A 20,751-nucleotide genomic window follows, 5' to 3' on the forward strand; every position below is an offset into this window, starting at 1 on the left:
ACCGCGGCGCGTGCCCTCGCCAGCGGGATCGGTCAAGCTCCCCCTGGTGATTTCCGGTCGGGCTCTGCGGCGGGGTCGGGCTCCGGTCGTGCGGGAACGGTCGGGGGCGGAGCGGCCGAGCGGTCGCCGGACAGCCAGCGCAGCCAGGTGCTGCCGGGGTCGACCTCCAGCACCAGGGTGCGTACGACCAGCGTGAGCGGCACGGCGAGGATCGCCCCGAGCGGACCGATCACGAACGTCCAGAACACCACCGAGAAGAAGCTCAGCGTCAGGCTCAGGTCGACCGCGTCGCTCACGAACTTCGGCTGCACGAGAACCTGCAGCACGACGTTGACGACGCAGTACACCGCGACGACGGCGAGAAGGAGGGGCCAGCCGCCCACCACGAGCGCCAGCACCGCGGGCGGGATGAGGCCGAGCACAAACCCGATGTTCGGCACGAAGTTCGTCACGAACGCGAGGATCGCCCAGACGAGCGGCGCTGGCACGCCCATCCACCACAGGGCGAGCCCGTCGATCACGGCGACGATCGCGCCGAAGATCGCGTTGACGACGAAGTAGCGGCGCACGCCGCGGTTCAGTCGGGTGATGCGCTCGATCGACGCCCGACGCGTCGTCCCGAACACCTCGCCCGCCCGCTGGTATCGGGCCGCGTCGACCGCGAGGAACACGATGTACGCGCACACGAAGAACAGTGCGGTCGCGACGCCGACCACGGTGCCGCCCACCCGGCTCGCGGCGGCGAGGAGCGTCTCGGGGTCGAGGACGGAGGCCGCGGTGTCGGTCGCGGCGTCCTCGAGCCCGAGCGACTGCAGCAGTGCGACCAGGTCGTCGGCCGTGCGACGGAGGCTGCCGTCCGTCGCGAGGTCGCCGATCAGCCCGGCGAACTGGATCCCGGCGAGCCACAGCAGGGCGCCCATCGCCACGAGGATCGCGATCGACACCACGATCACGGCGGTGGATCCCGTCCACGCCGGCCAGCCGCGCCGCCCGAAGGGACGGCGCACGGGATCGCACACCACGACGATGACGACGGCGAGGGCGAGGGGGCTGAACACGTCCCGCGCGACGGAGAGGCCCGCGAGCGCGACGGCACCGGCGGCGAGGGCCAGCAGGACGCGCAGTGAGGGGGACAGGGAGCCGTCGATGACGCGTTCGGGGGAGGTGGGGGAGGTGGTCACGCGGTCAGCGTAGCCCCGCGCGGGGGCGTGCGCCGTGGCCCGTCCTTCTCATCCGGGTGAGAATCCTCGCGGTACGCATGCGGTCGCGCGGCCGTCACTAGGGTGACTGCCATGTCGTCCCCCCTGCGTCAGACGAGTCCAGGGCCGACCATGCGGTTCCGGCCGCCGGGCCCGCAGCCCGGCGTGCTGCGACGCGACCGGGTGACCGAGGCACTGCACGCGGCGGTCGCCGGCGCGCCGGTCACCGTCGTGAGTGCTCCCTCCGGTTTCGGCAAGACCACGGCCGTGGCACAGTGGGCGACGGGCGTGGACCGGGTGGCGTGGCTCGCGCTGAGCCCGTTCGACGTCGACCCCGCGCGGCTGACCCGCGGCGTCGTCGAGGCGCTTCGGGCGACCAGCGGCGACGCCTCCGCGCGCGACCTGCCCGCCCTCACGAACCCGGAGCGTGCGTACGAGGAGATCTGCCGGGTCTTCGGCGACCGCGACGCGCGGGTGCACCTGGTGGTGGACGACGCACACCGGGCGGGGGAGCGGTGGCGCCACGGCCTTCTCGGCATGCTCGCGGAGCAGCCGCCGGACGGTCTGCGGCTGGTGCTGGTGGGGACGACGCTGCTCGAGCTGACCCTGAGCCGCCAGCGCGTGACCGCCCCGGAGGGGTTCCTCGGGGCCGACCTGCTGAGCTTCACGCGCGAGGAGGTGGCGCGGCTCGCTCCCGCCGCGCGAGAGGGCCTCGGCGCGGACGCGATCGTGGAGGAGACGGGCGGGTGGCCGATCGCCGTCCGGCTCATGATGATCGGTGGTGCCCGCCCGGAGCGGAGCGCCCCGAGCGCGTCGAGCTTCCTCGGCGAGTACGTGCGCGAGCACGTGCTGGGTGCCCTGCCGCCGGAGGTCGCCCGTTTCGTGCTCGACGCCACCGTCTGCGCCGAGCTCACGCCCGAGCTCGCCGCGCAGGTGACGCAGCGCGAGGACGCCGCGGAGCTGCTGGAGGCGTGCGTGCGACTGGGGCTGTTCCTCGACCGGTTCGACGGACCGCACGGCCCGGTCTATCGCTGGCACCGCACGTTCGCCCGCCGCTGCGGTGAGATCGCGGCGGGCGATCGCGACCGGCTCGCCGACGTGCACCGTCGAGCGGCCGCGACACTGGCCGAGTCCGATCCGGTCGCCGCGATCGGGCACGCCCTGCGGGGCGGTGAGCCCGACGTCGCGCGCACCATCCTGGATCGACACTGGCTCGGGCTCGTCGTGGGCGGGAGCGCCGCCGAGGTCGAGCACGCGGTGACGGAGCTACGGCGGCACGACCCCGACGACCCCGACCTCCTCCTCGTGCAGGCGTGCGCGTGCGATGCGCTCGGCGAGCGCCACGTGGCACGCGAGCTGTTCCAGCGGGCGCACGCGCTGCGGGACCGCGACGGGGTGCCGACGTCGACGGTCGTGCCGGTCGCGCGGCTGCTGCTCGCGGACGACAGCGCCGACGTGGTGGAGGCCAGCGCGCAGGTGCACGCGCTGCTGCACGACGCCACGGCGGTGGAGGTCGCAGACCGCACCGCGCTCGACTACCTGCTGGGCTGGAGCGAGATCCGTCATCGCGGCGACCCCGCACTGCCGGTCGAGTACTTCGCCGCCGCGGCGCGGGAGGCCGAGCGCTCGGCCGACCCCGAGCGCGTGCGTTGGTCGCTCGCCCAACTCGCGTTCGGACAGGTCTGGGCCGGTCGCGTGGTCGACGCTCGCGACACGCTCGCCCGCATCGCCCCGCACGTCTCCGACGAACGGCATCGGGGAGGGACCGAGGCTGCCGCGGCCGGGTTCGTCGCCTACTGGTCGGGCGACAGCGCCGACGCGGCGGAGTCGTTCTCCGCGGTCCTCGACGGCGGAGAAGCCGATCGGGTGGTCGCCGGGCTGTCGAGGATGATGATCGCCTACGCGGCTGCCGAGACCGGCGACGTGGCCGCGTGCCGTCGCGCGGCGATCGCGGTGCAGGAGATCCCGCTGGAGGTGATCCGCGGGTTCAGCTGGGCGGCGCTGCGGGAATCGGCCGTGGCGCTGCTCGACGAGGCCGTAGGCAGTGGCGAGCGCGCCCGCCGGATCGCGGCACGCTCGGTGCAGCGTCCCGACCTTCCGCTGGTGAACGTCGCGCTCGCCGGCGTGCTTCGTCGCGCGGAGGAGTACCCCGCGGCGCTGGAGTCGCTGCGCTCGCTGCGGGGGTACGCCGAGGTGTCGTACGTCAAGGCGTCGACGCTGATCACGGCCGCCGTGATGCGGCGGCACGCGGGGCGGCACGAGGAGGCGCACGAGCTGTGCGAGGCGGCCGTCGCTGTCGCGTCCGGCGAGGGGATCCGCGTGCTGTTCGGGCCGCGCGAGGTGGCCGTGCGGCGGCTGCTGCACGAGCACGTGCACTTCGGCACGCAGTTCGAGGACTTCATCGGCCGCTGCCTCGCGATGGACGCGGCGGGCTCGCTCGCGGATCGTCTGTCCGAGCGGGAGCGGGAGGTGTTCCAGCAGTTGCAGACCGCACGGACGCTGCCCGAGATCGCACGGGAGCTGTCGGTGTCCGTCAACACGGTCAAGACGCATCAGCGGGCGATCTACCGCAAGCTCGGGGTGTCGTCGCGCCGGGAGGCCGTGCGCTCGACGGTGTGAACGGGGGCGCCGCGTTCGACGGCCCCCGTCCACCCGGGTCAGGCGAGGGCGCGCGCCTTGATCGCGGCGAACTCGGCGTCGGTGATGGTGCCGGCCGCGAGCAGTTTCGAGGCCTTCTCGATCTCGTCGGTCGCGCTGGTCCCTGCGACGCTGCGGATGTACGTATCGGCGGCGTCCTGCTGCTGTCGGTAGGAGGCGGCCGCACGTTCGGCCATTCCCCGCCCGCGCGCGATCAGGTAGATGAGCGCGGTGAGGAAGGGCACGAAGATCAGGAAGATGATCCACACGGCCTTCCACCAGCCGTTCAGCGCGTGGTCGCGGAACAGGTCGGCGACGATGTTGAACAGCACCATGAGGTAGGAGACGAATACGAACACCCAGAAGAACCACCAGATGATGTCCCAGAAGCTTTCCCAGAACGACACGTCGGACCCCTTTCGTCGATGAGCAGGTGAGGTGATCGTGGCAGCGACCACGGTGCCGGGCGTGGCGGTGGTCACCCGATCCGGGCGAGTCGCCGTCGTCGCAGCTCACCCCGCCCGGGTGATCCCCTCGTGAGGGCCACGCGACGATGGTGCGAGCATGACGCCGTTGATCCGCGCGAGGAAGGCGGTGCCATGAACGATTTCCGGTTCGGCCCGGTCGAGCTCTATCTGGTGGGGTTCGAGGGCGATCGACCCGACCCCGGCACCTTCCGTGCTCTCGCCGACGTCGCCGAGAGCGGCGTCGTCCGGATCCTGGACATCGTGCTCGTCGGCAAGACGACCGACGGGGACATCGAGATCCTGGAGCTGGAGGACGACGCCGAGCAGCTCGGGCTCGCCGGGTTCGCCCCCATCGTCTCCGGTCTCGCGGGGGAGGAAGACGTGGAGCTGTTGGCCGGCGAGCTCGATCCGGGTCGTTCGGCGGCGGTCGTGGTCCTGGAACTCGCGTTCGCCCGCGTGCTCGCGCACGACCTCGCGGCCGCGGGTGGACGGGTGCTGCGCACGGAGCGCGTCCCCGCACCCGTGGTGAATGCGCTCATCGACATCCTCGACCAGGAGGGGGACTGACATGCCTCTGCGGAGATTCGGACGGCCGGGACTGCTGGGCCTCGCCGCGCGCACGGCCGTGGTCGCTGGCACGGCGACGGCCGTCACCGGGGCGGCGCAGCGGCACCAGGCCCGCCGGGCGCAGGAGGAGTACGAGCAGCAGCAGTACGAGGCCGCGCAGCAGCAGGCGCAGGTCGAGGCGACCGTGCGCGACGCCACGGCCCCCGCCACGCCACCCGCGCCACCGACGGCTCCCGCCGGCGACGACCTGATCGCGAAGCTGCAGCAGCTCGCGGCCATGCAGCAGGCGGGCGTGCTGTCGGCGGAGGAGTTCGCGGCGGCGAAGCAGCGGCTGCTCGGCACCTAGCCGCCGGTGCACCACGACGACGATCGAGGAGGACCGATGGGCGAGCTCGACGAGCTACGGGCGCGGGTCGAGCTGCTCGAGCGCGAGAACGAGGCCCTGCGCACGCCGCGCCGTCGGCCCGCCGCGCGCAGCATCCTCGCCGGGGTCGTGCTCGCGGTGGCGGTGCTGCTCGCGCCCGTCGCCGTGCTCGGAACCTGGGCCCGCCTCCAGCTCGTGGACGCGGACCGCTTCGTCGCCACGTTCGGGCCGCTCGCAGACGACCCCGACGTGCAGGACTTCGTCGCCGACCAGGTGAGCGCCGCGATCGACGAGCAGGTCGACCTCGACGCCGTCGTCGGCGAGCTGTTCGACGGGCTGCGCTCGCTCGACCTGCCGCCCCGCGCCGAGTCCGCGCTCACGCTCCTCCAGGCTCCGGCGGCGTCGGGGCTGTCGTCCCTGATCGACGGCGTGGTGCACGACGTCGTGTCGTCCGCGCAGTTCGCCGACATCTGGGCGCAGTCGCTGCGGGTCGCGCACGAGCGTGCGGTCGCCGTGCTGCAGGACGAGCCGGGGACCGCGCTGCAGCTGGCCGACGACGGGGTGCTGTCGCTCGACCTCGGTGTGGTGATCGAGCGCGTGAAAGATGCACTGGCGGAGCGCGGTGTCGGCGTGGCAGACCTGATCCCGGTGATCGACCGCTCCATCCCGATCGCCCAGGCCGATGCCCTCGTGCTCGTCCGGGCGCTGTACCAGGTCGCGGTCGCGGCGGGTTTCTGGTTGCCGTGGGTGTTGGCGGGGCTCGTGGTGCTGGGGGTGCTGCTGGCCCGCGACCGACCACGGGCGCTGCTGTGGACGAGTGTCGCGCTCGCCGCGGCCTTCCTGTTGCTGGCTGCCGGCCTGGGCATCGGCCGCTCGTTCTTCCTGGGCGCGGTGAGCCCGTCGATCATGACCGCTGCGGCGGCGGCGTCGCTGTTCGATGAGGTGACGGCGCTGCTGTCCTCGACGGTCGCGGCGCTCGCCCTGTCGGCGGTGCTGGTGGTGCTGTGGGCCTGGGTCGCCGGGTCGTCCCGCGCCGCGGTGCGCACGCGGACGGCCGTGGAGAGCGGTGTCGCCGCGCTCCGGGGCGCCGCGGAGCGTCACGGTGTCTCCACGGGGCGGTTCGGTGTGGCGGTCGACCGGTACCGCGGGCCGATCCTGGTCGCGGGGCTCGTCGTCGCGCTCCTCCTGCTGATCGTCCTGCGGCCGGTGTCGTTCGGTGCCGTGGTGGGCGTCGCGGCGGGCGTACTGGTGCTCGTCGTGCTGGTGGAGCTGCTGCGTCGCCCGCCCATCGCGCCGATGGCACCGGAGGAACACCCATGAGAGAAGGAGTGGACATGTCGGACTTCAACGCGGACTTCACCGGAGAGATCCGGCTCGACGTGCGGGACTCGACGCCGGACTGGTCGCCGTACGAGCTGCGGACCGCTCCGGACGGCGCGCCGAACGTGCTGGTGGTGCTGTACGACGACACGGGCCTCGCGTCCTGGTCGCCGTACGGCGGACGCATCAGCATGCCGACCATGGACCGGCTCGCGCAGAACGGACTCACCTATACGCAGTGGCACACCACGGCGCTGTGCTCGCCGACGCGGTCGACCATGCTCACCGGCCGCAACCACCACGTCAATCGCGCCGGGGTGATCATGGAGGGCACCACGGGGTTCCCGGGCTTCGCGGGACGGCTGCCCGCCGAGTGCGCGACGATCGGGCAGGTGCTGCAGGACAACGGCTACTCCACGTTCTGGGTCGGCAAGAACCACAACGTGCCGGAGGAGGACATCGCCCCGGGTGGCAACCGCTCGATGTGGCCGCTGCAGCTCGGCTTCGACCGGTTCTACGGCTTCCTCGGCGGCGAGACGAACAACTGGTACCCGGATCTCGTCGAGGACAACCACTTCATCGACGCCCCCGCGACGCCGGAGGAGGGGTACCACCTGTCGAAAGACCTCGCCGACCAGGCGCTCACGATGATCCGCAACCAGCAGGCGTCGAACCCGTCGAAGCCCTGGTACCTCTGGTTCTGTCCCGGTGCGAACCACGCCCCGCATCATGCGCCGCAGGAGTACATCGACAAGTACAGGGGGATGTTCGACGACGGCTACGACGCGTACCGGGAGTGGGTGCTCGCGCGCATGATCGACAGGGGCGTGCTGCCCGAGGGCACCGCGCTCACCCCGTTCAACCCGATGCCGGACGACGTCGCGAACCCGGCCGATCGCGTGCGGCCGTGGTCGGAGCTGAACGACGACGAACGGCGCCTGTTCTCCCGCATGGCCGAGGTGTTCGCCGGGTTCAGCGAGTACACCGATGCGCAGGTCGGCCGCATCATCGACTATCTGGAGGAGACCGGACAGCTCGACAACACCCTCGTGTTCTACTGTGCCGACAACGGCGCATCGGGGGAGGGCTCGCCCGACGGCTCGGTCAACGAGAACAAGTTCTTCAACGGCTTCCCCGACGACCTCGCCGAGAACCTGGCGATGATCGACCACCTCGGCTCCGCGGACACCTACAACCACTATCCGACCGGGTGGGCCGCGGCGTTCTCGACGCCCTTCCCGATGTTCAAGCGCTACTCCCAGTACTCGGGCGGCACGTGCGACCCGATGGTGATCCACTGGCCGAAGGGCATCGCGGCGAAGGGAGAGCTGCGCCACCAGTACCACCACTCGGTCGACATCGTGGCGACCGTGCTCGACGTGATCGGCGTCGAGATGCCGGAGACGTACCGCGGGGTGACGCAGCGTCCGCTCGACGGCGTCTCGATGAGGTACAGCTTCGACGCGGCTCCCGACGGCCCGAGCGAGAAGCACGTCCAGTACTACGCGATGCTCGGCACGCGCGGCATCTGGAAGGACGGGTGGAAGGCCGCCGCCGTGCACGCACCGCTCACGGGCACGGGGCACTTCGAGGACGACGCGTGGGAGCTGTTCCACGTGGCCGAAGACCGCGCGGAGGCGCACGACCTCGCCGCCACGCATCCGGAGAAGCTCCGCGAGCTCATCGACGCGTGGTTCGCGGAGGCCGAGGCGAACTTCGCGCTGCCGCTGGACGACCGGTCCGCCAGGGAGCTGCTGACCGTGCAGCGCCCGCAGGCCGAACGGCCCCGCGAGCGGTACGTGTACTACCCGGGCACGGCCGCGGTGCCCGAGAGCGTCGCGGTGAACGTGCGCGGCCGGTCGTTCAAGATCATCGCCGACGCGGTGCTCGAGGACGGGGCGCAGGGCGTGCTGTTCGCGCACGGCTCCCGGTTCGGCGGGCACTCGCTGTTCGTGAAGGACGGCCGGCTCACCTACGTGTACAACTTCCTGGGCATCCCGCCCGAGCAGACCTTCACGTCGGAGCCGCTCACGCCGGGTCCGCACACGCTCGGCGTGGAGTTCGTGCGGGAGGGGGCGGGTGAGCACGGGGAGTCCGTGGGCACCGCGACGCTGTACGTCGACGACCGGGCGGTGGCGTCCGGGCCGATGCGGGCGCAGGTGGGCAAGTTCACCCTGTGCGGGGACGGCCTCTGCGTCGGCTGGGACAGCGCCGACCCGGTGAGCCGCCAGTACGGCAGCGCGTTCCCGTTCACGGGCGGCAAGCTGCTGGGCGTGGGGATCGACGTGAGCGCCGAGCAGTACCTCGACCTGGAGCTGGAGGCGGCCGCGATGCTCTCCCGCGAGTAGCGGCCGCCGGAGTCGCCCGGCACGGCCCGGCCCCGCGGACGGCCCCTACGATGAAGGCATGGTGGCGATGATCGAGGTTCCCGGTGGCACGCTGCGAATGGGTTCCGACGAGTTCTACCCCGAGGAGGGCCCGGTTCACGAGCGCGAGGTGGCGTCGTTCCGTCTCGACGAGCACCCGGTGACCAACCGCGACTATGCGGTGTTCGTCGACGAGACCGGTTATGTGACGGTCGCCGAGCAGCCGATGGATCCGGCCGACTATCCCGGCGTGCACCCCGACGACCTCGTTCCCGGCGCCATGGTGTTCACACCGACGTCAGGCCCGGTCGACCTGCGCGACTGGCGGCAGTGGTGGCGGTGGGAGCCTGGTGCGTTCTGGCGGCGTCCGTTCGGGCCGGACTCGTCGATCGACGACCGTCTCGACCACCCGGTGGTGCACATCGCCTATCCGGATGCGGCCGCGTTCGCCGCGTGGGCGGGCAAGCGGCTGCCCACCGAGGCCGAGTGGGAGTGGGCGGCGCGCGGCGGACTGGTCGGCGCGCGCTTCGCCTGGGGCGACGAGACGAAGCCGGACGGCGTGCTGATGGCCGACACCTGGCAGGGTGCCTTCCCCTACCGCAACGACGGGGCGGACGGCTGGGTGGGCACGGCTCCCGTGCGCAGCTTCGCCGCCAACGGCTACGGCCTGTTCGACATGATCGGCAACGTGTGGGAGTGGACGGCGGACTACTGGACGCACCGGCACGTGCCGCCCGGCACGGTCGCGGTGGATCCCGGTCGCCGGGCGAGCCTGCTGTCGGCCGAGCCGGGTTCGCCCATCCCGCGGCGCGTGCTCAAGGGCGGCTCACACCTGTGCGCCCCCGAGTACTGCCTGCGGTATCGCCCGGCCGCGCGGTCGGCACAGGCGGAGGACACCGCCATGACCCACATCGGCTTCCGCTGCGCCCTCTGAGCGCCGGGGCTGAGCGCCGCGGGCTGAGCGCCGGGGGCTGAGCGCCGGGGGCTGAGCGGTCAGGAGGGTGCGGGGAACACGCTCGCCCAGTCGTCGCGCACGCTCACGACCGTATACCCGCGCTCGCGTGCGGCGGCGAGGGCCTTGTCGGCGCCCGCGTCGTACGGGGCGTCGTCGCGGTCGTGGTCGTCGTGGTGGATCAGCAGCGCGAGACCCCGGCGGGGGCCGCGCCGTGCGTGGTCGAGCATCGGCATGTCGCCGTTGGAGTTGCCCGCGGCGAGGAGAGGGCGTCGGCCGATGCGGCTCCAGATGCGCACCGGCTTCTCGGGTCCGTCGTCGAAGAACGCGAGCGCGGGGGAGTAGCGCACCGATCCGGTCGCCTCGTCGTACGTGAGCCCCAGCGCCGAACCCACGACGCGTTCGGGCGGGATGCCGTAGATGGACTGCGTCAGGGGGCGCAGGAAGTCGCGCTCGCCGCCCGAGACGATGTAGCACGTGAAGCCGTGGCGTTCGAGGTAGCGCAGCAGCTCGACCATCGGCTGGTACACGAGCTCGGTGTAGGGGCGGTGGAGCACGGGGTGGCGCGCGGTGCGGAAGAACGCCGACACGGCGGCGGCGTACTGCTCGACGTCGAGTCCGTCGGTGAGGCCGACGAGGGCGGCGATGATGGTGCCGAGGTCGGAGTCGTCCCCGGCGTAGTGCTTCTCGACGGCCGCGCCGAGCCACGCCAGGTCGCCCGTGACGGCCGCGCGGTAGGGCTGCGTGTCGGCCAGGGAGGGATCCGCCAGGGCCACCTCCCGCCAACGCTCCACCACGTAGTGGAGCTGCGTGGGCATCGGCTTCTCGGTCCACAGCGTTCCGTCGTTGTCGAACACGGCGACGCGCTCCTCCGCGGGCACCGCATCCGGTCCGGTCGCCACGCCCGTCACGAACGCCTCGATGGCGCGTCGGGTGGGGGTGTCCCTCCAGGAGGGGAGCGTCGCGTCGTCCATCTGTTCAGGGTGCCAGGCGGGCCGGGCGCCGGGGGCGGACGCTCACCCCGCCGGGGCGAGCGTGGTCCGAGCGGGGCGTTCGGCGGCGTCGGGAATACCCGTGATGGGTATAGGGTTGTGGCCAGGGAGTACCCCAGGGGGGTATCCTGACAGCGGAGAGGAACGACGATGAACACGAGCGAGTACCAGGTGACCGGGATGACGTGCGGGCACTGCGAGATGGCCGTCCGCGGCGAGGTCTCCCGCATTCCCGGGGTCGACGGCGTCGACGTCAGCGCGCAGACCGGACGCCTCGTGGTCCACAGCTCCGCCCCGGTCGATGACGCCGCGGTGCTGGCCGCCGTCGACGAGGCGGGCTACGAGGCGGTGCGGTCATGACCGATACGCGATCCGTGCCCGACGAGACCAGCGTCGAGCTGGAGATCGGGGGCATGACCTGCGCGTCGTGCGCGATGCGGATCGAGAAGAAGCTCAACCGAATCGCCGGCGTGACCGCGAGCGTCAACTACGCGACCGAGAAGGCCACGGTCATCGCGCCGGCCGGCCTCGACACGGCGGTGCTCATCGCCGAGGTCGAGAAGACGGGCTACACCGCCGCTGTCCCCGCGCCTCCGGCCCCGACCGCCGAGGACGCGACGCCGGAACAGGCGGACGACGGGCTGGCCGCACTGCGCCAGCGGCTGATCGTGTCGATCGTGCTCACCGTCCCGGTGATCGCGATGGCGATGATCCCGGCACTCCAGTTCACGTACTGGCAGTGGCTGTCGCTCGCGCTCGCCGGACCGGTGATCGTGTGGGCGGCGTGGCCGTTCCACCGTGCCGCGTGGACCAACCTGCGCCACGGGGCGGCGACCATGGACACGCTCATCTCGATGGGCACGCTCGCGGCGCTGCTCTGGTCGCTCTACGCCCTCTTCTTCGGCACGGCCGGGATGCCGGGCATGACGCACCCGTTCGAGCTGACCGTGGCACCGAGCGACGGGGCGGGCAACATCTACCTGGAGGTGGGCGCCGGGGTGACGACCTTCATCCTCGCCGGACGCTACTTCGAGAAGCGCTCCAAGCGGCAGGCGGGGGCGGCGCTGCGCGCGCTGCTCGAGCTCGGCGCAAAGGAGGTCGCGGTGCTGCGCGGCGGCGTGGAGACCCGGATCCCCACGGCCGAGCTGGCGGTGGGCGACGAGTTCGTCGTCCGTCCGGGGGAGAAGATCGCCACGGACGGCGTCGTCGTCGCGGGAACCTCCGCCATCGACGCCTCCCTGCTCACGGGCGAGTCCGTCCCGGTGGAGGTGCGCGAGGGCGACGCGGTGACCGGGGCGACCGTGAACGCGGGCGGACGTCTCGTGGTGCGGGCGACCCGCGTCGGCTCCGACACGCAGCTGGCGCAGATGGCCCGGCTCGTGGAGCAGGCACAGACGGGGAAGGCCGAGGTGCAGCGCCTCGCCGACCGGGTGTCCGGCATCTTCGTGCCGATCGTGATCGTGGTGGCGCTCGGCACGCTGGGCGTGTGGCTCGGCCTGGGGTTCCCGGCCGCCGCGGCCTTCACCGCGGCCGTCGCCGTGCTCATCATCGCCTGCCCGTGCGCGCTCGGACTCGCCACGCCCACCGCGCTGCTCGTCGGCACGGGTCGCGGCGCTCAGCTCGGCATCCTCATCAGGGGCCCCGAGATCCTGGAGTCCACGCGCCGGGTCGACACGGTCGTGCTCGACAAGACCGGCACCGTCACCACGGGGCGCATGACTCTCACGGCCGTGCACCCGGCGGAGGGCGTGGAGCGCGCCGAGCTGCTGCGCCTCGCGGGAGCGCTGGAGGACGCCTCGGAGCACCCGATCGCCCAGGCCGTCGCCACCGCGGCGACGAGGGAGCTGGGCGCGCTGCCCGCGCCGGAGGACTTCACGAACATCGAGGGCCGTGGCGTGCAGGGCGTGGTCGACGGTCACGCCGTGATCGTGGGTCGTGCGTCCCTGCTCGCGGACTGGTCGCAGCATCTGCCGTCCGCGCTCGCCGAGGCGAAGGCGGAGGCGGAGCGCCAGGGCAAGACCGCGATCGCTGTCGGCTGGGACGGCGCGGCGCGTGGCGTGCTCGTGGTGGCCGATACGGTCAAGGCGACGAGCGCACAGGCCGTGGCCCAGCTCGTCGGGCTCGGGCTCACCCCCGTCCTGCTCACGGGCGACAACCGCGCGGTCGCGGAGCAGATCGCCGCGGAGGTCGGCATCGACGAGGTGATCGCCGAGGTGCTCCCGGCCGACAAGGTCGCGGTGGTGCGCCGGCTGCAGGACGAGGGCCGGGTGGTCGCGATGGTGGGCGACGGCGTGAACGACGCCGCGGCCCTCGCGCAGGCCGACCTGGGGCTCGCGATGGGAACGGGGACCGATGCGGCGATCGAGGCGAGCGACATCACCCTCGTGCGCGGCGACCTGCGCAGCGCGGCCGACGCGATCCGTCTCTCCCGACGCACGCTCGGCACCATCAAGGGCAACCTGTTCTGGGCGTTCGCGTACAACGTCGCGGCCATCCCGCTCGCGGCGCTCGGCCTGCTCAACCCCATGCTCGCCGGCGCGGCGATGGCGTTCTCCAGCGTCTTCGTGGTCGGCAACAGCCTCCGCCTGCGGTCGTTCCGCAGCACGGCGGTGGACGCCCAGTGACACCGAGAAAGAGGAGTACCGACATGTCCGATTCCCCCGCAGGATCCTGCTGCAGCGTCCCGGCCGCCGGCGGTGTCGCCGCCGAGGGACGCCCCGACCTGCTGGCGTCGAACGCCGAGGGCATGACCACGTGCCCGGTGATGGCCGGGAGTCCCGTGGTCATCGCGCAGGCCGAGGCCGCCGGGCTGTTCCGCGACTACGAGGGCACCCGCTACCACTTCTGCTGCGCGGGCTGCGGTCCGGCGTTCGACGCCGACCCCGCGAAGTACATCGCGGCCGCCTGAGTGGCCGCACCGTGCGGGGCTGCCCGACGGCGGCCCCGCACGGCATCATCGACGTTGGAGGGAACACCATGAGCACCCCGCACCACGACCCCGCCCCCGCGGACGCCCGTCACGACGCGCACCCGGTTCACGACGCGCACGCGGCTCACGAGGCCCATACCGGTCACGACGCCCACGGCGGTCATGACGCGCACGCGGGTCACGACGCGCACGAGCCCCATGCGGGTCACGAGGCCCACGGCGGTCAGGATGCGCACGCGGGTCACGAGGCCCACGCCGGTCACGACGCGCACGCGGGCCACGGCGCGCACGGCGGTCACGGGGACCACGTCGGGCAGTTCCGGCGGCTGTTCTGGATCATGCTCGTGCTGGCGGTGCCGACGGTTGCGCTGTCCGGCATGTTCGCGATGATCCTCGGCTACTCGCTGCCGGAGGTCCCGGGTCTGGCGTGGGTGTCTCCCGTGCTCGGCACCGTCATGTACGTGTGGGGCGGGCGGCCGTTCCTGGTGGGCGCCGTCAGCGAGCTGCGGGCGCGCAAGCCCGGGATGATGCTGCTGATCGCGCTCGCGATCACGGTGGCCTTCGTGGCGTCGTGGGGTGCGAGCCTGGGACTGCTGCACCACGAGCTCGACTTCTGGTGGGAGCTCGCGCTGCTGATCGTGATCATGCTGCTCGGGCACTGGATCGAGATGCGGTCGCTCGCGCAGACGACGTCCGCGCTCGACTCGCTGGCGGCCCTGCTGCCGGACGAGGCCGAGCGCGTGGAGGGCGACCAGGTGGTGCGGGTGTCTCCGGCCGACCTGCGGGTGGGCGACGTGGTGGTGGTGCGGCCGGGCGGCAGCATCCCCGCCGATGGTCGCATCGTCGACGGTCGTGCCTCGATGGACGAGTCGATGGTGACGGGGGAGTCGCGGACGGTGTCGCGCGGTGCGGGCGACCCGGTCACGGCAGGCACCGTGGCGACCGACTCGGGGCTGCGCGTCGAGATCACCGCGACCGGAGACGACACGACCCTCGCGGGGATCCAGCGGCTCGTGACGGAGGCGCAGAACTCGTCCTCGCGGGCGCAGCGCCTCGCCGACACGGCCGCGGGCTGGCTGTTCTGGTTCGCGCTCGGAGCGGCGGCGATCACCGCGGTCGTGTGGACGCTGGTCGGTCTGCCCGACGACGCGGTCATCCGCACCATCACGGTGCTCGTGATCGCCTGCCCGCACGCGCTGGGGCTCGCGATCCCGCTGGTGGTGTCGATCGCCACCGAGCGCGCGGCCCGCGGCGGCGTGCTGGTCAAGGACCGCCTGGCGCTGGAGAGCATGCGCACGGTCGACACGGTCCTTTTCGACAAGACGGGCACGCTCACGAAGGGCGAGCCGGTGGTGTCGGAGGTGTCGACGGTCGGCGGGGACGACGCCGGTGCGGTGCTCGCCCTGGCTGCTGCGGCCGAGGCGGACAGCGAGCACCCGCTGGCGAAGGCGATCGTGCGGGCCGCGCGCGACCGCGGGCTGACGGTGCCGGCGAGCCGCGACTTCTCTTCGTCGCCCGCGGTGGGCGTCACAGCGACGGTCGACGGTGCCACGGTGCGCGTCGGCGGCCCGCACCTGCTGACCGAGGAAGGCGCGCAGGAGCTGCCGGCAGCCGAGGGGTGGCGCGCGCACGGCGCGATCATCCTGCACGTGCTGCGCGACGGCCGCGTGATCGGTGCGCTGGCGCTCGCCGACGAGGTGCGGCCGGAGTCGCGGGAGGCGGTCGACGCGCTGCACGCCCGCGGGGTGCAGGTCGTGATGATCACAGGCGACGCGGAGGCGGTGGCGCAGACCGTCGCGTCCGACCTCGGCATCGACCGGGTGTTCGCCGGGGTGCGACCCGAGGATAAGGCCGCGAAGGTGCAGGAGTTGCAGCGCGAGGGTCGCCGGGTGGCGATGGTGGGCGACGGCGTGAACGATGCCCCCGCCCTGGCGCAGGCCGACGTGGGGCTCGCGATCGGCGCGGGCACCGACGTCGCGATCGCATCGGCCGGGGTGATCCTGGCGGGCGACGATCCGCGGTCGGTGCTGTCAGTGATCGAGCTGTCGCGGGCGTCGTATCGCAAGATGAAGCAGAACCTGTGGTGGGCCGCCGGCTACAACCTGCTGTCGGTGCCGCTGGCCGCCGGGGTGCTCGCCCCGATCGGCTTCGTGCTGCCGATGTCGGTCGGCGCGGTGCTCATGTCGCTGTCGACGATCGTGGTCGCCCTCAACGCGCAGCTGCTGCGCCGACTCGACCTGCGCCCCGAGGTCACGACCCGCGAGATCCTCGACCGCTGACCGCCCGCAGACCCCGGCCCGACGCCCGTGCGGTCAGGCCGGGGTCTGCTGGTGCACGGCGAGCAGCCACCGTCCGCCGTCGCGCACGTACGTCGACACCATGTCCGCCGTGTAGGTCTGTGCGCCGCGGCGTCCCTCGAAGCGATACGCGATGGCGGCGGCGTCGGTGCCGAGTCGTTCCTCGCTCGTGCGCAGGTCCTCGATCAGCGTCATGCCCCGCACCCTACTCCGGCGTCGCTTCCCGCGGAACGCCCTGGCTCACGGCTCGGACGGCGGGCCCGTCGCCCTCGGAGACGTTCCGCAACCCCGTATGGTTGCCCTTGTGCCTCTGCAGCCCCCACGCTGAAGCCCGTCGTCGGCGACCCGAGCCGTATGCGGGTCGAGCGCTTCCCCGTCACGATCCTGCTGGGTATCCAGCTGGCGGCGATGGTGGTCATTCCCGCTGCCCTGAAGGGGACACAGCCGTTCGGGCTGATCCTCGCGATCTGTGCCGTCACGATCGCCGTCGCCCTGTTCATCGAGCTGATGGTGCAACCGCTGAAGATGCCGGAAGCCACCGCGAAGCCGATCACCGCTCGCGCGGCGTTCACCGTATTCGCCGTGGGCGTGGCCGCCACCGTGGTCTCCACGCTCGGGGGACGCGGCTCGTATGCGGTGCAGATCGGTGTCGCCTCCGAATCGCCGATCGTCTCGATCGCAGCGCCCTTCACGCTCTGGGTGCTGTTCGGAGTGTCTCTCGTCCTCTGGCTCTTCCGGCAGGGGCAGGTGACGCGCGCGACCGCGCTCTGGGTGTGTGCGATCGCCGCGGTGGTGTTCCTGTGGGAGGGGCTCATGCGGGCCATCCTCGGGCAGTCCGCAGCGCTGATCCTCACGGTGGTGATCCTGGCCCTGTTCGCCAAGCTGATCCGCCTGCGGACGCTCGTGATCGTGCTCGCAGCCATCCCGATCCTCTGGCCGCCGATCTACGACTTCCGCGACTCCCTGCGTCGAGCATCCGTCTCGGGCCCGGGCGCGGTGAGTGCGGATGCGCCGCTGGAGCGCCTTCAGCTGGACACGCAGATGGCTCTCATCGCCCGATTCGTCCCCCGGCCGGCAGGTCTTGAGGTCCTCGACATCCCGACGCTGTTCCGCATCGGTCTGATTCCTGGGTTCCTCGACCCGGATCGCCCACCACTGGACACGGGCTCGCAGATGAGCATCGCGCTCGGCGGTGCGCCGACCAGCTCGCAGTCGGCCACCATGCTCGGCAACGTCTACATCTTCGAGGGCTGGATAGGGATCGTCGTGTTCGCCGTGGTGCTGACGCTCGTCATGGGCTTCCTCACCCGCCGGGACAACCCGTGGGCGCTCGCGGGAATCGGCCTCGTGTACTCCTACGGCATCTCGTTCAACGCGTCGTATCCGGACGTGATCCCGCGCATGCTGCAAGCGCTGATCTCGCTCGCCGTCGCCTACGTCCTGGTGCGGATCCTGTCGGGCCCGAAGGCCCGCGCCGCGTCCGAGGCGCGGGTGCTCCGGCGCGCGGAGGAGCGTCAGCGGAAGCAGCCGAAACGCCCCGGACATACCTCCGCCCGCCGCTAGGCCGTCATACCTCCGCTCGCCGCGAGGCCGTCATGCCTCCGCCCGGTCCCGCGCAGCGCTCCGGGCTCGCCGACCGCGCAGCGCCAGGACCGCACCTCCGAGCACCGCCGCGACGAGGGACCCGACCAGCACCCCGATCTTCACGTGATCGTCGGCGACGCTGCTGCTGCCGTAAGCCAGCTCGCCGACCAGGAGAGACACGGTGAAGCCGATCCCGGCGAGCAGCGACATGCCGGCCAGGTCGGGCCAGCGCAACGTCTCGTCGAGACGCAGCGCCCGAACGCGGCTGAGGAGGAAGGTCGTCAGCAGGATGCCCACCGGCTTGCCGACGACGAGTCCCACGACGATGCCGACCGTGATCGGGTCGGTCAGCGCGGAGACGAGGCCGTCCATTCCACCGACGTCGACTCCCGCGGCGAAGAACGCGAACACCGGCACGGCGAACAGCGTGGCCACGACACCCCAGCGGTCGGCGAAGTGCGCCGCCAGCCCGTCGTACACCGGGGCGCCGTCCGCATCGGTACCGGTCTGCACGCGCGTGCGTGCGGTGGCTCGCACGGGCACGAGGAACCCGAGCAGCACACCGGCGACCGTGGCGTGCACCCCCGACGCGTGCACGCACACCCACACGGCCACCGCGAGGGGGAGCAGCAGCCACCAGGAGCGCACGCCGTTCTGCACCGCGAGCGCGAACCCGGCGAGCGGCAGCAGCGCGAGGATGAGCCACGGCGCCTGGATCGTCTCGGTGTAGAACGTCGCGATGATCGTGATGGCGATGAGGTCGTCGATGATGGCGAGGGTCAGCAGGAACACGCGCAGCGCCGGAGGGAGGAACCGGCCGACGACGGCGAGCACGGCCACCGCGAACGCGATGTCGGTCGCGGTGGGGATCGCCCAGCCGCGCAGCACCTCGGGGCCGGCCGCGGCGTTGATCGCGAGGAACAGCAGCGCGGGCACGACCACCCCGCCGACGGCTGCCGCGATGGGCAGCGCGGCGCGGCGCGGCGCACGGAGTCGCCCGGCGACGAACTCCTCCTTGAGCTCCAGCCCGACGACGAAGAAGAACACGGCGAGCAGCCCGTCGGCGGCCCACGCGCCGACGCTCAGCTCCAGGTGGAGCTCGGGGATGCCGAAGCGCACGTCGCGCACGGCCTCGTACCAGGGCGCGGCGGGGGAGTTGGCGAGGATCAGGGCCGCGACGGTCGCCGCGAGCAGCAGCGCACCACCGAGCACCTCGCTGCGGGCGGTCGAGCGGATACCGCGCCACAGCTCATGCGGCGCGAGACGGAAACGGGCAGGGGACGACGAAGACACAGGGGTACCTCACGGGAGAGATGGGCGGTCGATGCGAACAGGCCGCGCCATCCGGCGCGGCTAGCCCCGTGGCGGCGGGCAGCCCGCGATCTCACCGTGCGAGAGGGTGCCCCACACGCTCGTCCACCCGTTCGTCCCCGGGTGCAGTACGACGCGCATCCACTCCGTCATCGGCGTCGCCGACGACAGGCGCTGCGGGGCGCGCGTCGAACCGGCGGAGACGAGGGAGGGCACCCGTCCAGGCTACCGTCTGTCATCCGTGCTGCCCCGAGACGTCTCGCCGGAGGTGTCGCCGGAAGGCCTCAGCTGTCGGATTCGATGGCGAGCGTGTTCCCGTCCGGGTCCTCGACCCAGGCGATCCGCCCACCGCCCGCCCGAGGGCCGATGCCGTCCGCGTTCTGGCCGAAACCGTCGTAGCGGACGAACTCGGCTCCCGCAGCCGTCAGCTCCGCCACGACCGCATCGAGGTCGTCGACGTACCACGTGGCGACTGTCGAGCGCGTCGACCCCGCGGTCGGCGTCTCGAACACGTTGAGCATGGTCCCGTCGCCGCAGGCGTAGAACCGAGCGCCCTCCGCGATGCCGGCGCTCGGTCCGCTCCGCTCGGCGGCGAGGCCCAGCCCCCCTTCGTAGAAGGCGGCCGCTCGTCCGATATCGGTGACGCCGATGGATGCCCTCACCGGGTAGTCCGCTAGTCCCATGTCAGACATCGTGCTCTCGAACCGCCGGCACGGCAATCGCCGACGTCCGCGCGACGCAGGCCGGCGAGCTCTCGCCGACCAACGACGAAGGCCGCTCCGAAGAGCGGCCTTCTGCTGATGTGCCCCCGACAGGAGTCGAACCTGCGACCTACGGTACCGGAAACCGGCGCTCTATCCACTGAGCTACGGAGGCGTACCGATCGACCTTATCACTCGTCGTGGGTGGTCTCCGACCCGCCCGCTTCGGTGACCGGGGCGGCCCGCAGCTCGTCGAGCGCGGCGGCCAGCTTCTCGGCGAGGTAGCGGTGGCCCGCGGTCGACGGATGCTTGCGTCCGACCTCCACGTCGATCACGGAGAGGTAGTTCTGCTCGGTGATCCAGTGCTGCTGCACGGGGGAGATGTACCACCAGCCGCGGGCGGCCGCGAGCTCGGACAGGTCGTGGTCGATGCGGGCGGTCTGCGTGCCGACGGGGAGCTCGTGCGGGGCGGGGCCGAGCACGACGATCGCGGCCTCCGGGTACAGCGCGGTGAGCGCGTCCCAGGCGGCGGTCACGGCGTCGCGGTAGCCCACCTCGCCCTGGGCGCGGTCATTGATGGAGCCCTGCACGATCACCAGGTCGGCGTGGATCGCGGGGTCGAGGGCGGCGATCCGCTCCCCGAACGTGGGGCCGTCGAGGCCCGGCTTGAGGTAGCCGCTGCCGCGCACCCCGTTGACGACCGTGTGCCCGTGGATCAGGTCGGCGAGCACGTACGCGTACCCGAGCGTGGGATCCGTGGCCGCCGAGCCGTAGGTCCACGAGTCGCCGAAGACCAGCACGGTGGGGTCGTCGGGGAGCGTGAGGGGAGCCGGGGCGATGGCCGCGGTGGCGGTGTCGTCACCGGCGGCGACGGGCGCGGCGGAGGGAGCGGGAGTCCACGGCCGCCACACACCCAGAACGCCCGCCGTGACGGCGAGCACCAGTGCGGTGGCGACCCCGGCGGCACGCAGTCGGCGGCGGGTGGCGGGGGCCTTCATGGCATGAGAGTAGATCACGGTCGGCCGAACGCAAATTCGGCGCGACGCACGGGGGCGGAGATCGCCC

At 72.2% G+C, this 20,751-nt stretch carries 19 protein-coding genes and 1 tRNA gene; 11 read left to right on the forward strand and 9 right to left on the reverse strand.

Annotated features, from left to right (window positions below):
- Positions 1 to 32: 32 nt before the first annotated feature.
- Complete coding sequence (locus tag KV394_RS11960; RefSeq protein ID WP_247981531.1) at positions 33 to 1,181, reverse strand: AI-2E family transporter; 1,149 nt, start codon at positions 1,179 to 1,181, stop codon at positions 33 to 35.
- 111 nt (positions 1,182 to 1,292) lie between these two features.
- Here KV394_RS11960 and KV394_RS11965 point away from each other — a divergent pair, with 111 nt between their 5' ends.
- Entirely contained in the window at positions 1,293 to 3,818 is a 2,526-nt protein-coding gene (locus KV394_RS11965) for a LuxR C-terminal-related transcriptional regulator (protein ID WP_247981532.1), read from the forward strand.
- A 38-nt stretch (positions 3,819 to 3,856) separates the two neighbouring features.
- Here the strand turns inward: KV394_RS11965 and KV394_RS11970 are convergent, their stop codons facing one another.
- Entirely contained in the window at positions 3,857 to 4,243 is a 387-nt protein-coding gene (locus KV394_RS11970) for an SHOCT domain-containing protein (protein ID WP_136032573.1), read from the reverse strand.
- A gap of 192 nt (positions 4,244 to 4,435) precedes the next feature.
- Between KV394_RS11970 and KV394_RS11975 the strand changes: the two genes are divergently transcribed.
- From KV394_RS11975 to KV394_RS11995, 5 genes are all read left to right on the forward strand, one after another.
- Complete coding sequence (locus KV394_RS11975) at positions 4,436 to 4,870, forward strand: DUF6325 family protein (RefSeq protein ID WP_136032571.1); 435 nt, start codon at positions 4,436 to 4,438, stop codon at positions 4,868 to 4,870.
- A 1-nt stretch (position 4,871) separates the two neighbouring features.
- Positions 4,872 to 5,216, forward strand: a complete 345-nt coding sequence (locus tag KV394_RS11980) for an SHOCT domain-containing protein (protein ID WP_136032569.1) — start codon at positions 4,872 to 4,874, stop codon at positions 5,214 to 5,216.
- 36 nt (positions 5,217 to 5,252) lie between these two features.
- Positions 5,253 to 6,554, forward strand: a complete 1,302-nt coding sequence (locus KV394_RS11985; RefSeq protein ID WP_247981533.1) for a hypothetical protein — start codon at positions 5,253 to 5,255, stop codon at positions 6,552 to 6,554.
- 14 nt (positions 6,555 to 6,568) lie between these two features.
- Complete coding sequence (locus KV394_RS11990; RefSeq protein ID WP_247981534.1) at positions 6,569 to 8,902, forward strand: sulfatase-like hydrolase/transferase; 2,334 nt, start codon at positions 6,569 to 6,571, stop codon at positions 8,900 to 8,902.
- 67 nt (positions 8,903 to 8,969) lie between these two features.
- Positions 8,970 to 9,854 carry a formylglycine-generating enzyme family protein gene (locus KV394_RS11995; protein ID WP_205828285.1) on the forward strand — a complete coding sequence of 295 codons (885 nt, stop codon included), beginning with the start codon at positions 8,970 to 8,972 and terminating at the stop codon, positions 9,852 to 9,854.
- A gap of 59 nt (positions 9,855 to 9,913) precedes the next feature.
- Here KV394_RS11995 and KV394_RS12000 read toward each other — a convergent pair whose 3' ends face one another.
- Positions 9,914 to 10,846 carry an HAD family hydrolase gene (locus KV394_RS12000; RefSeq protein WP_247981535.1) on the reverse strand — a complete coding sequence of 311 codons (933 nt, stop codon included), beginning with the start codon at positions 10,844 to 10,846 and terminating at the stop codon, positions 9,914 to 9,916.
- A gap of 168 nt (positions 10,847 to 11,014) precedes the next feature.
- Between KV394_RS12000 and KV394_RS12005 the strand changes: the two genes are divergently transcribed.
- The 4 genes from KV394_RS12005 (at position 11,015) to KV394_RS12020 (ending at position 16,072) form a co-directional block, all read left to right on the forward strand.
- Positions 11,015 to 11,224 (forward strand): heavy-metal-associated domain-containing protein, encoded by a 210-nt coding sequence (locus KV394_RS12005; protein WP_136032558.1) that lies wholly within the window; start codon positions 11,015 to 11,017, stop codon positions 11,222 to 11,224.
- Positions 11,221 to 13,488 carry a heavy metal translocating P-type ATPase gene (locus tag KV394_RS12010; protein ID WP_247981536.1) on the forward strand — a complete coding sequence of 756 codons (2,268 nt, stop codon included), beginning with the start codon at positions 11,221 to 11,223 and terminating at the stop codon, positions 13,486 to 13,488. The genes KV394_RS12005 and KV394_RS12010 overlap by 4 nt, the downstream gene beginning before the upstream one ends.
- 23 nt (positions 13,489 to 13,511) lie before the next feature.
- A complete protein-coding gene (locus KV394_RS12015) occupies positions 13,512 to 13,772 on the forward strand; it encodes a YHS domain-containing protein (RefSeq protein ID WP_136032554.1) in 261 nt (86 codons plus the stop codon).
- Positions 13,773 to 13,840: 68 nt separating this feature from the next.
- Positions 13,841 to 16,072 (forward strand): heavy metal translocating P-type ATPase, encoded by a 2,232-nt coding sequence (locus KV394_RS12020; protein WP_247981537.1) that lies wholly within the window; start codon positions 13,841 to 13,843, stop codon positions 16,070 to 16,072.
- 33 nt (positions 16,073 to 16,105) lie between these two features.
- On the opposite strand, the gene KV394_RS12025 is transcribed toward KV394_RS12020, so the two are convergent.
- A complete protein-coding gene (locus KV394_RS12025; protein ID WP_247981538.1) occupies positions 16,106 to 16,285 on the reverse strand; it encodes a hypothetical protein in 180 nt (59 codons plus the stop codon).
- Between the two features lie 159 nt (positions 16,286 to 16,444).
- On the opposite strand from KV394_RS12025, the gene KV394_RS12030 reads away from it, so the two are divergent.
- Positions 16,445 to 17,653, forward strand: a complete 1,209-nt coding sequence (locus tag KV394_RS12030; protein ID WP_247981539.1) for a hypothetical protein — start codon at positions 16,445 to 16,447, stop codon at positions 17,651 to 17,653.
- 30 nt (positions 17,654 to 17,683) lie between these two features.
- Here KV394_RS12030 and nhaA read toward each other — a convergent pair whose 3' ends face one another.
- From nhaA to KV394_RS12055, 5 genes are all read right to left on the reverse strand, one after another.
- Complete coding sequence (gene nhaA / locus KV394_RS12035; RefSeq protein WP_247981540.1) at positions 17,684 to 18,967, reverse strand: Na+/H+ antiporter NhaA; 1,284 nt, start codon at positions 18,965 to 18,967, stop codon at positions 17,684 to 17,686.
- Between the two features lie 60 nt (positions 18,968 to 19,027).
- Positions 19,028 to 19,201, reverse strand: coding sequence for a hypothetical protein (locus tag KV394_RS12040; protein WP_168387297.1), 174 nt, complete (start codon positions 19,199 to 19,201; stop codon positions 19,028 to 19,030).
- Positions 19,202 to 19,269: 68 nt separating this feature from the next.
- Positions 19,270 to 19,668 carry a VOC family protein gene (locus KV394_RS12045; RefSeq protein ID WP_247981541.1) on the reverse strand — a complete coding sequence of 133 codons (399 nt, stop codon included), beginning with the start codon at positions 19,666 to 19,668 and terminating at the stop codon, positions 19,270 to 19,272.
- Between the two features lie 120 nt (positions 19,669 to 19,788).
- Positions 19,789 to 19,861 (reverse strand) — tRNA-Arg (locus KV394_RS12050).
- A 16-nt stretch (positions 19,862 to 19,877) separates the two neighbouring features.
- Positions 19,878 to 20,684: an SGNH/GDSL hydrolase family protein gene (locus tag KV394_RS12055; RefSeq protein ID WP_247981542.1), complete on the reverse strand. Its 807-nt coding sequence runs from the start codon at positions 20,682 to 20,684 to the stop codon at positions 19,878 to 19,880.
- Between the last annotated feature and the right edge of the window lie 67 nt (positions 20,685 to 20,751).

It is taken from the genome of Microbacterium sufflavum (assembly GCF_023101165.1).
Classification (GTDB): Bacteria; Actinomycetota; Actinomycetes; order Actinomycetales; family Microbacteriaceae; genus Microbacterium; species Microbacterium sufflavum.

What these genes read in the sequence shown, in the direction of transcription:
- KV394_RS11995 (WP_205828285.1), top strand. Translation starts at nt 8,970, where the DNA reads ATGATCGAGGTTCCCGGTGGCACGCTGCGAATGGGTTCCGACGAGTTC.
- KV394_RS12045 (WP_247981541.1), bottom strand. Translation starts at nt 19,668, where the DNA reads ATGGGACTAGCGGACTACCCGGTGAGGGCATCCATCGGCGTCACCGAT.
- KV394_RS12005 (WP_136032558.1), top strand. Translation starts at nt 11,015, where the DNA reads ATGAACACGAGCGAGTACCAGGTGACCGGGATGACGTGCGGGCACTGC.
- KV394_RS11990 (WP_247981534.1), top strand. Translation starts at nt 6,569, where the DNA reads ATGTCGGACTTCAACGCGGACTTCACCGGAGAGATCCGGCTCGACGTG.
- KV394_RS12020 (WP_247981537.1), top strand. Translation starts at nt 13,841, where the DNA reads ATGAGCACCCCGCACCACGACCCCGCCCCCGCGGACGCCCGTCACGAC.
- KV394_RS11985 (WP_247981533.1), top strand. Translation starts at nt 5,253, where the DNA reads ATGGGCGAGCTCGACGAGCTACGGGCGCGGGTCGAGCTGCTCGAGCGC.
- KV394_RS12025 (WP_247981538.1), bottom strand. Translation starts at nt 16,285, where the DNA reads ATGACGCTGATCGAGGACCTGCGCACGAGCGAGGAACGACTCGGCACC.
- KV394_RS11975 (WP_136032571.1), top strand. Translation starts at nt 4,436, where the DNA reads ATGAACGATTTCCGGTTCGGCCCGGTCGAGCTCTATCTGGTGGGGTTC.
- KV394_RS12030 (WP_247981539.1), top strand. Translation starts at nt 16,445, where the DNA reads ATGCGGGTCGAGCGCTTCCCCGTCACGATCCTGCTGGGTATCCAGCTG.
- KV394_RS12000 (WP_247981535.1), bottom strand. Translation starts at nt 10,846, where the DNA reads ATGGACGACGCGACGCTCCCCTCCTGGAGGGACACCCCCACCCGACGC.
- KV394_RS11980 (WP_136032569.1), top strand. Translation starts at nt 4,872, where the DNA reads ATGCCTCTGCGGAGATTCGGACGGCCGGGACTGCTGGGCCTCGCCGCG.
- KV394_RS12015 (WP_136032554.1), top strand. Translation starts at nt 13,512, where the DNA reads ATGTCCGATTCCCCCGCAGGATCCTGCTGCAGCGTCCCGGCCGCCGGC.
- KV394_RS12055 (WP_247981542.1), bottom strand. Translation starts at nt 20,684, where the DNA reads ATGAAGGCCCCCGCCACCCGCCGCCGACTGCGTGCCGCCGGGGTCGCC.
- KV394_RS12010 (WP_247981536.1), top strand. Translation starts at nt 11,221, where the DNA reads ATGACCGATACGCGATCCGTGCCCGACGAGACCAGCGTCGAGCTGGAG.
- KV394_RS11965 (WP_247981532.1), top strand. Translation starts at nt 1,293, where the DNA reads ATGTCGTCCCCCCTGCGTCAGACGAGTCCAGGGCCGACCATGCGGTTC.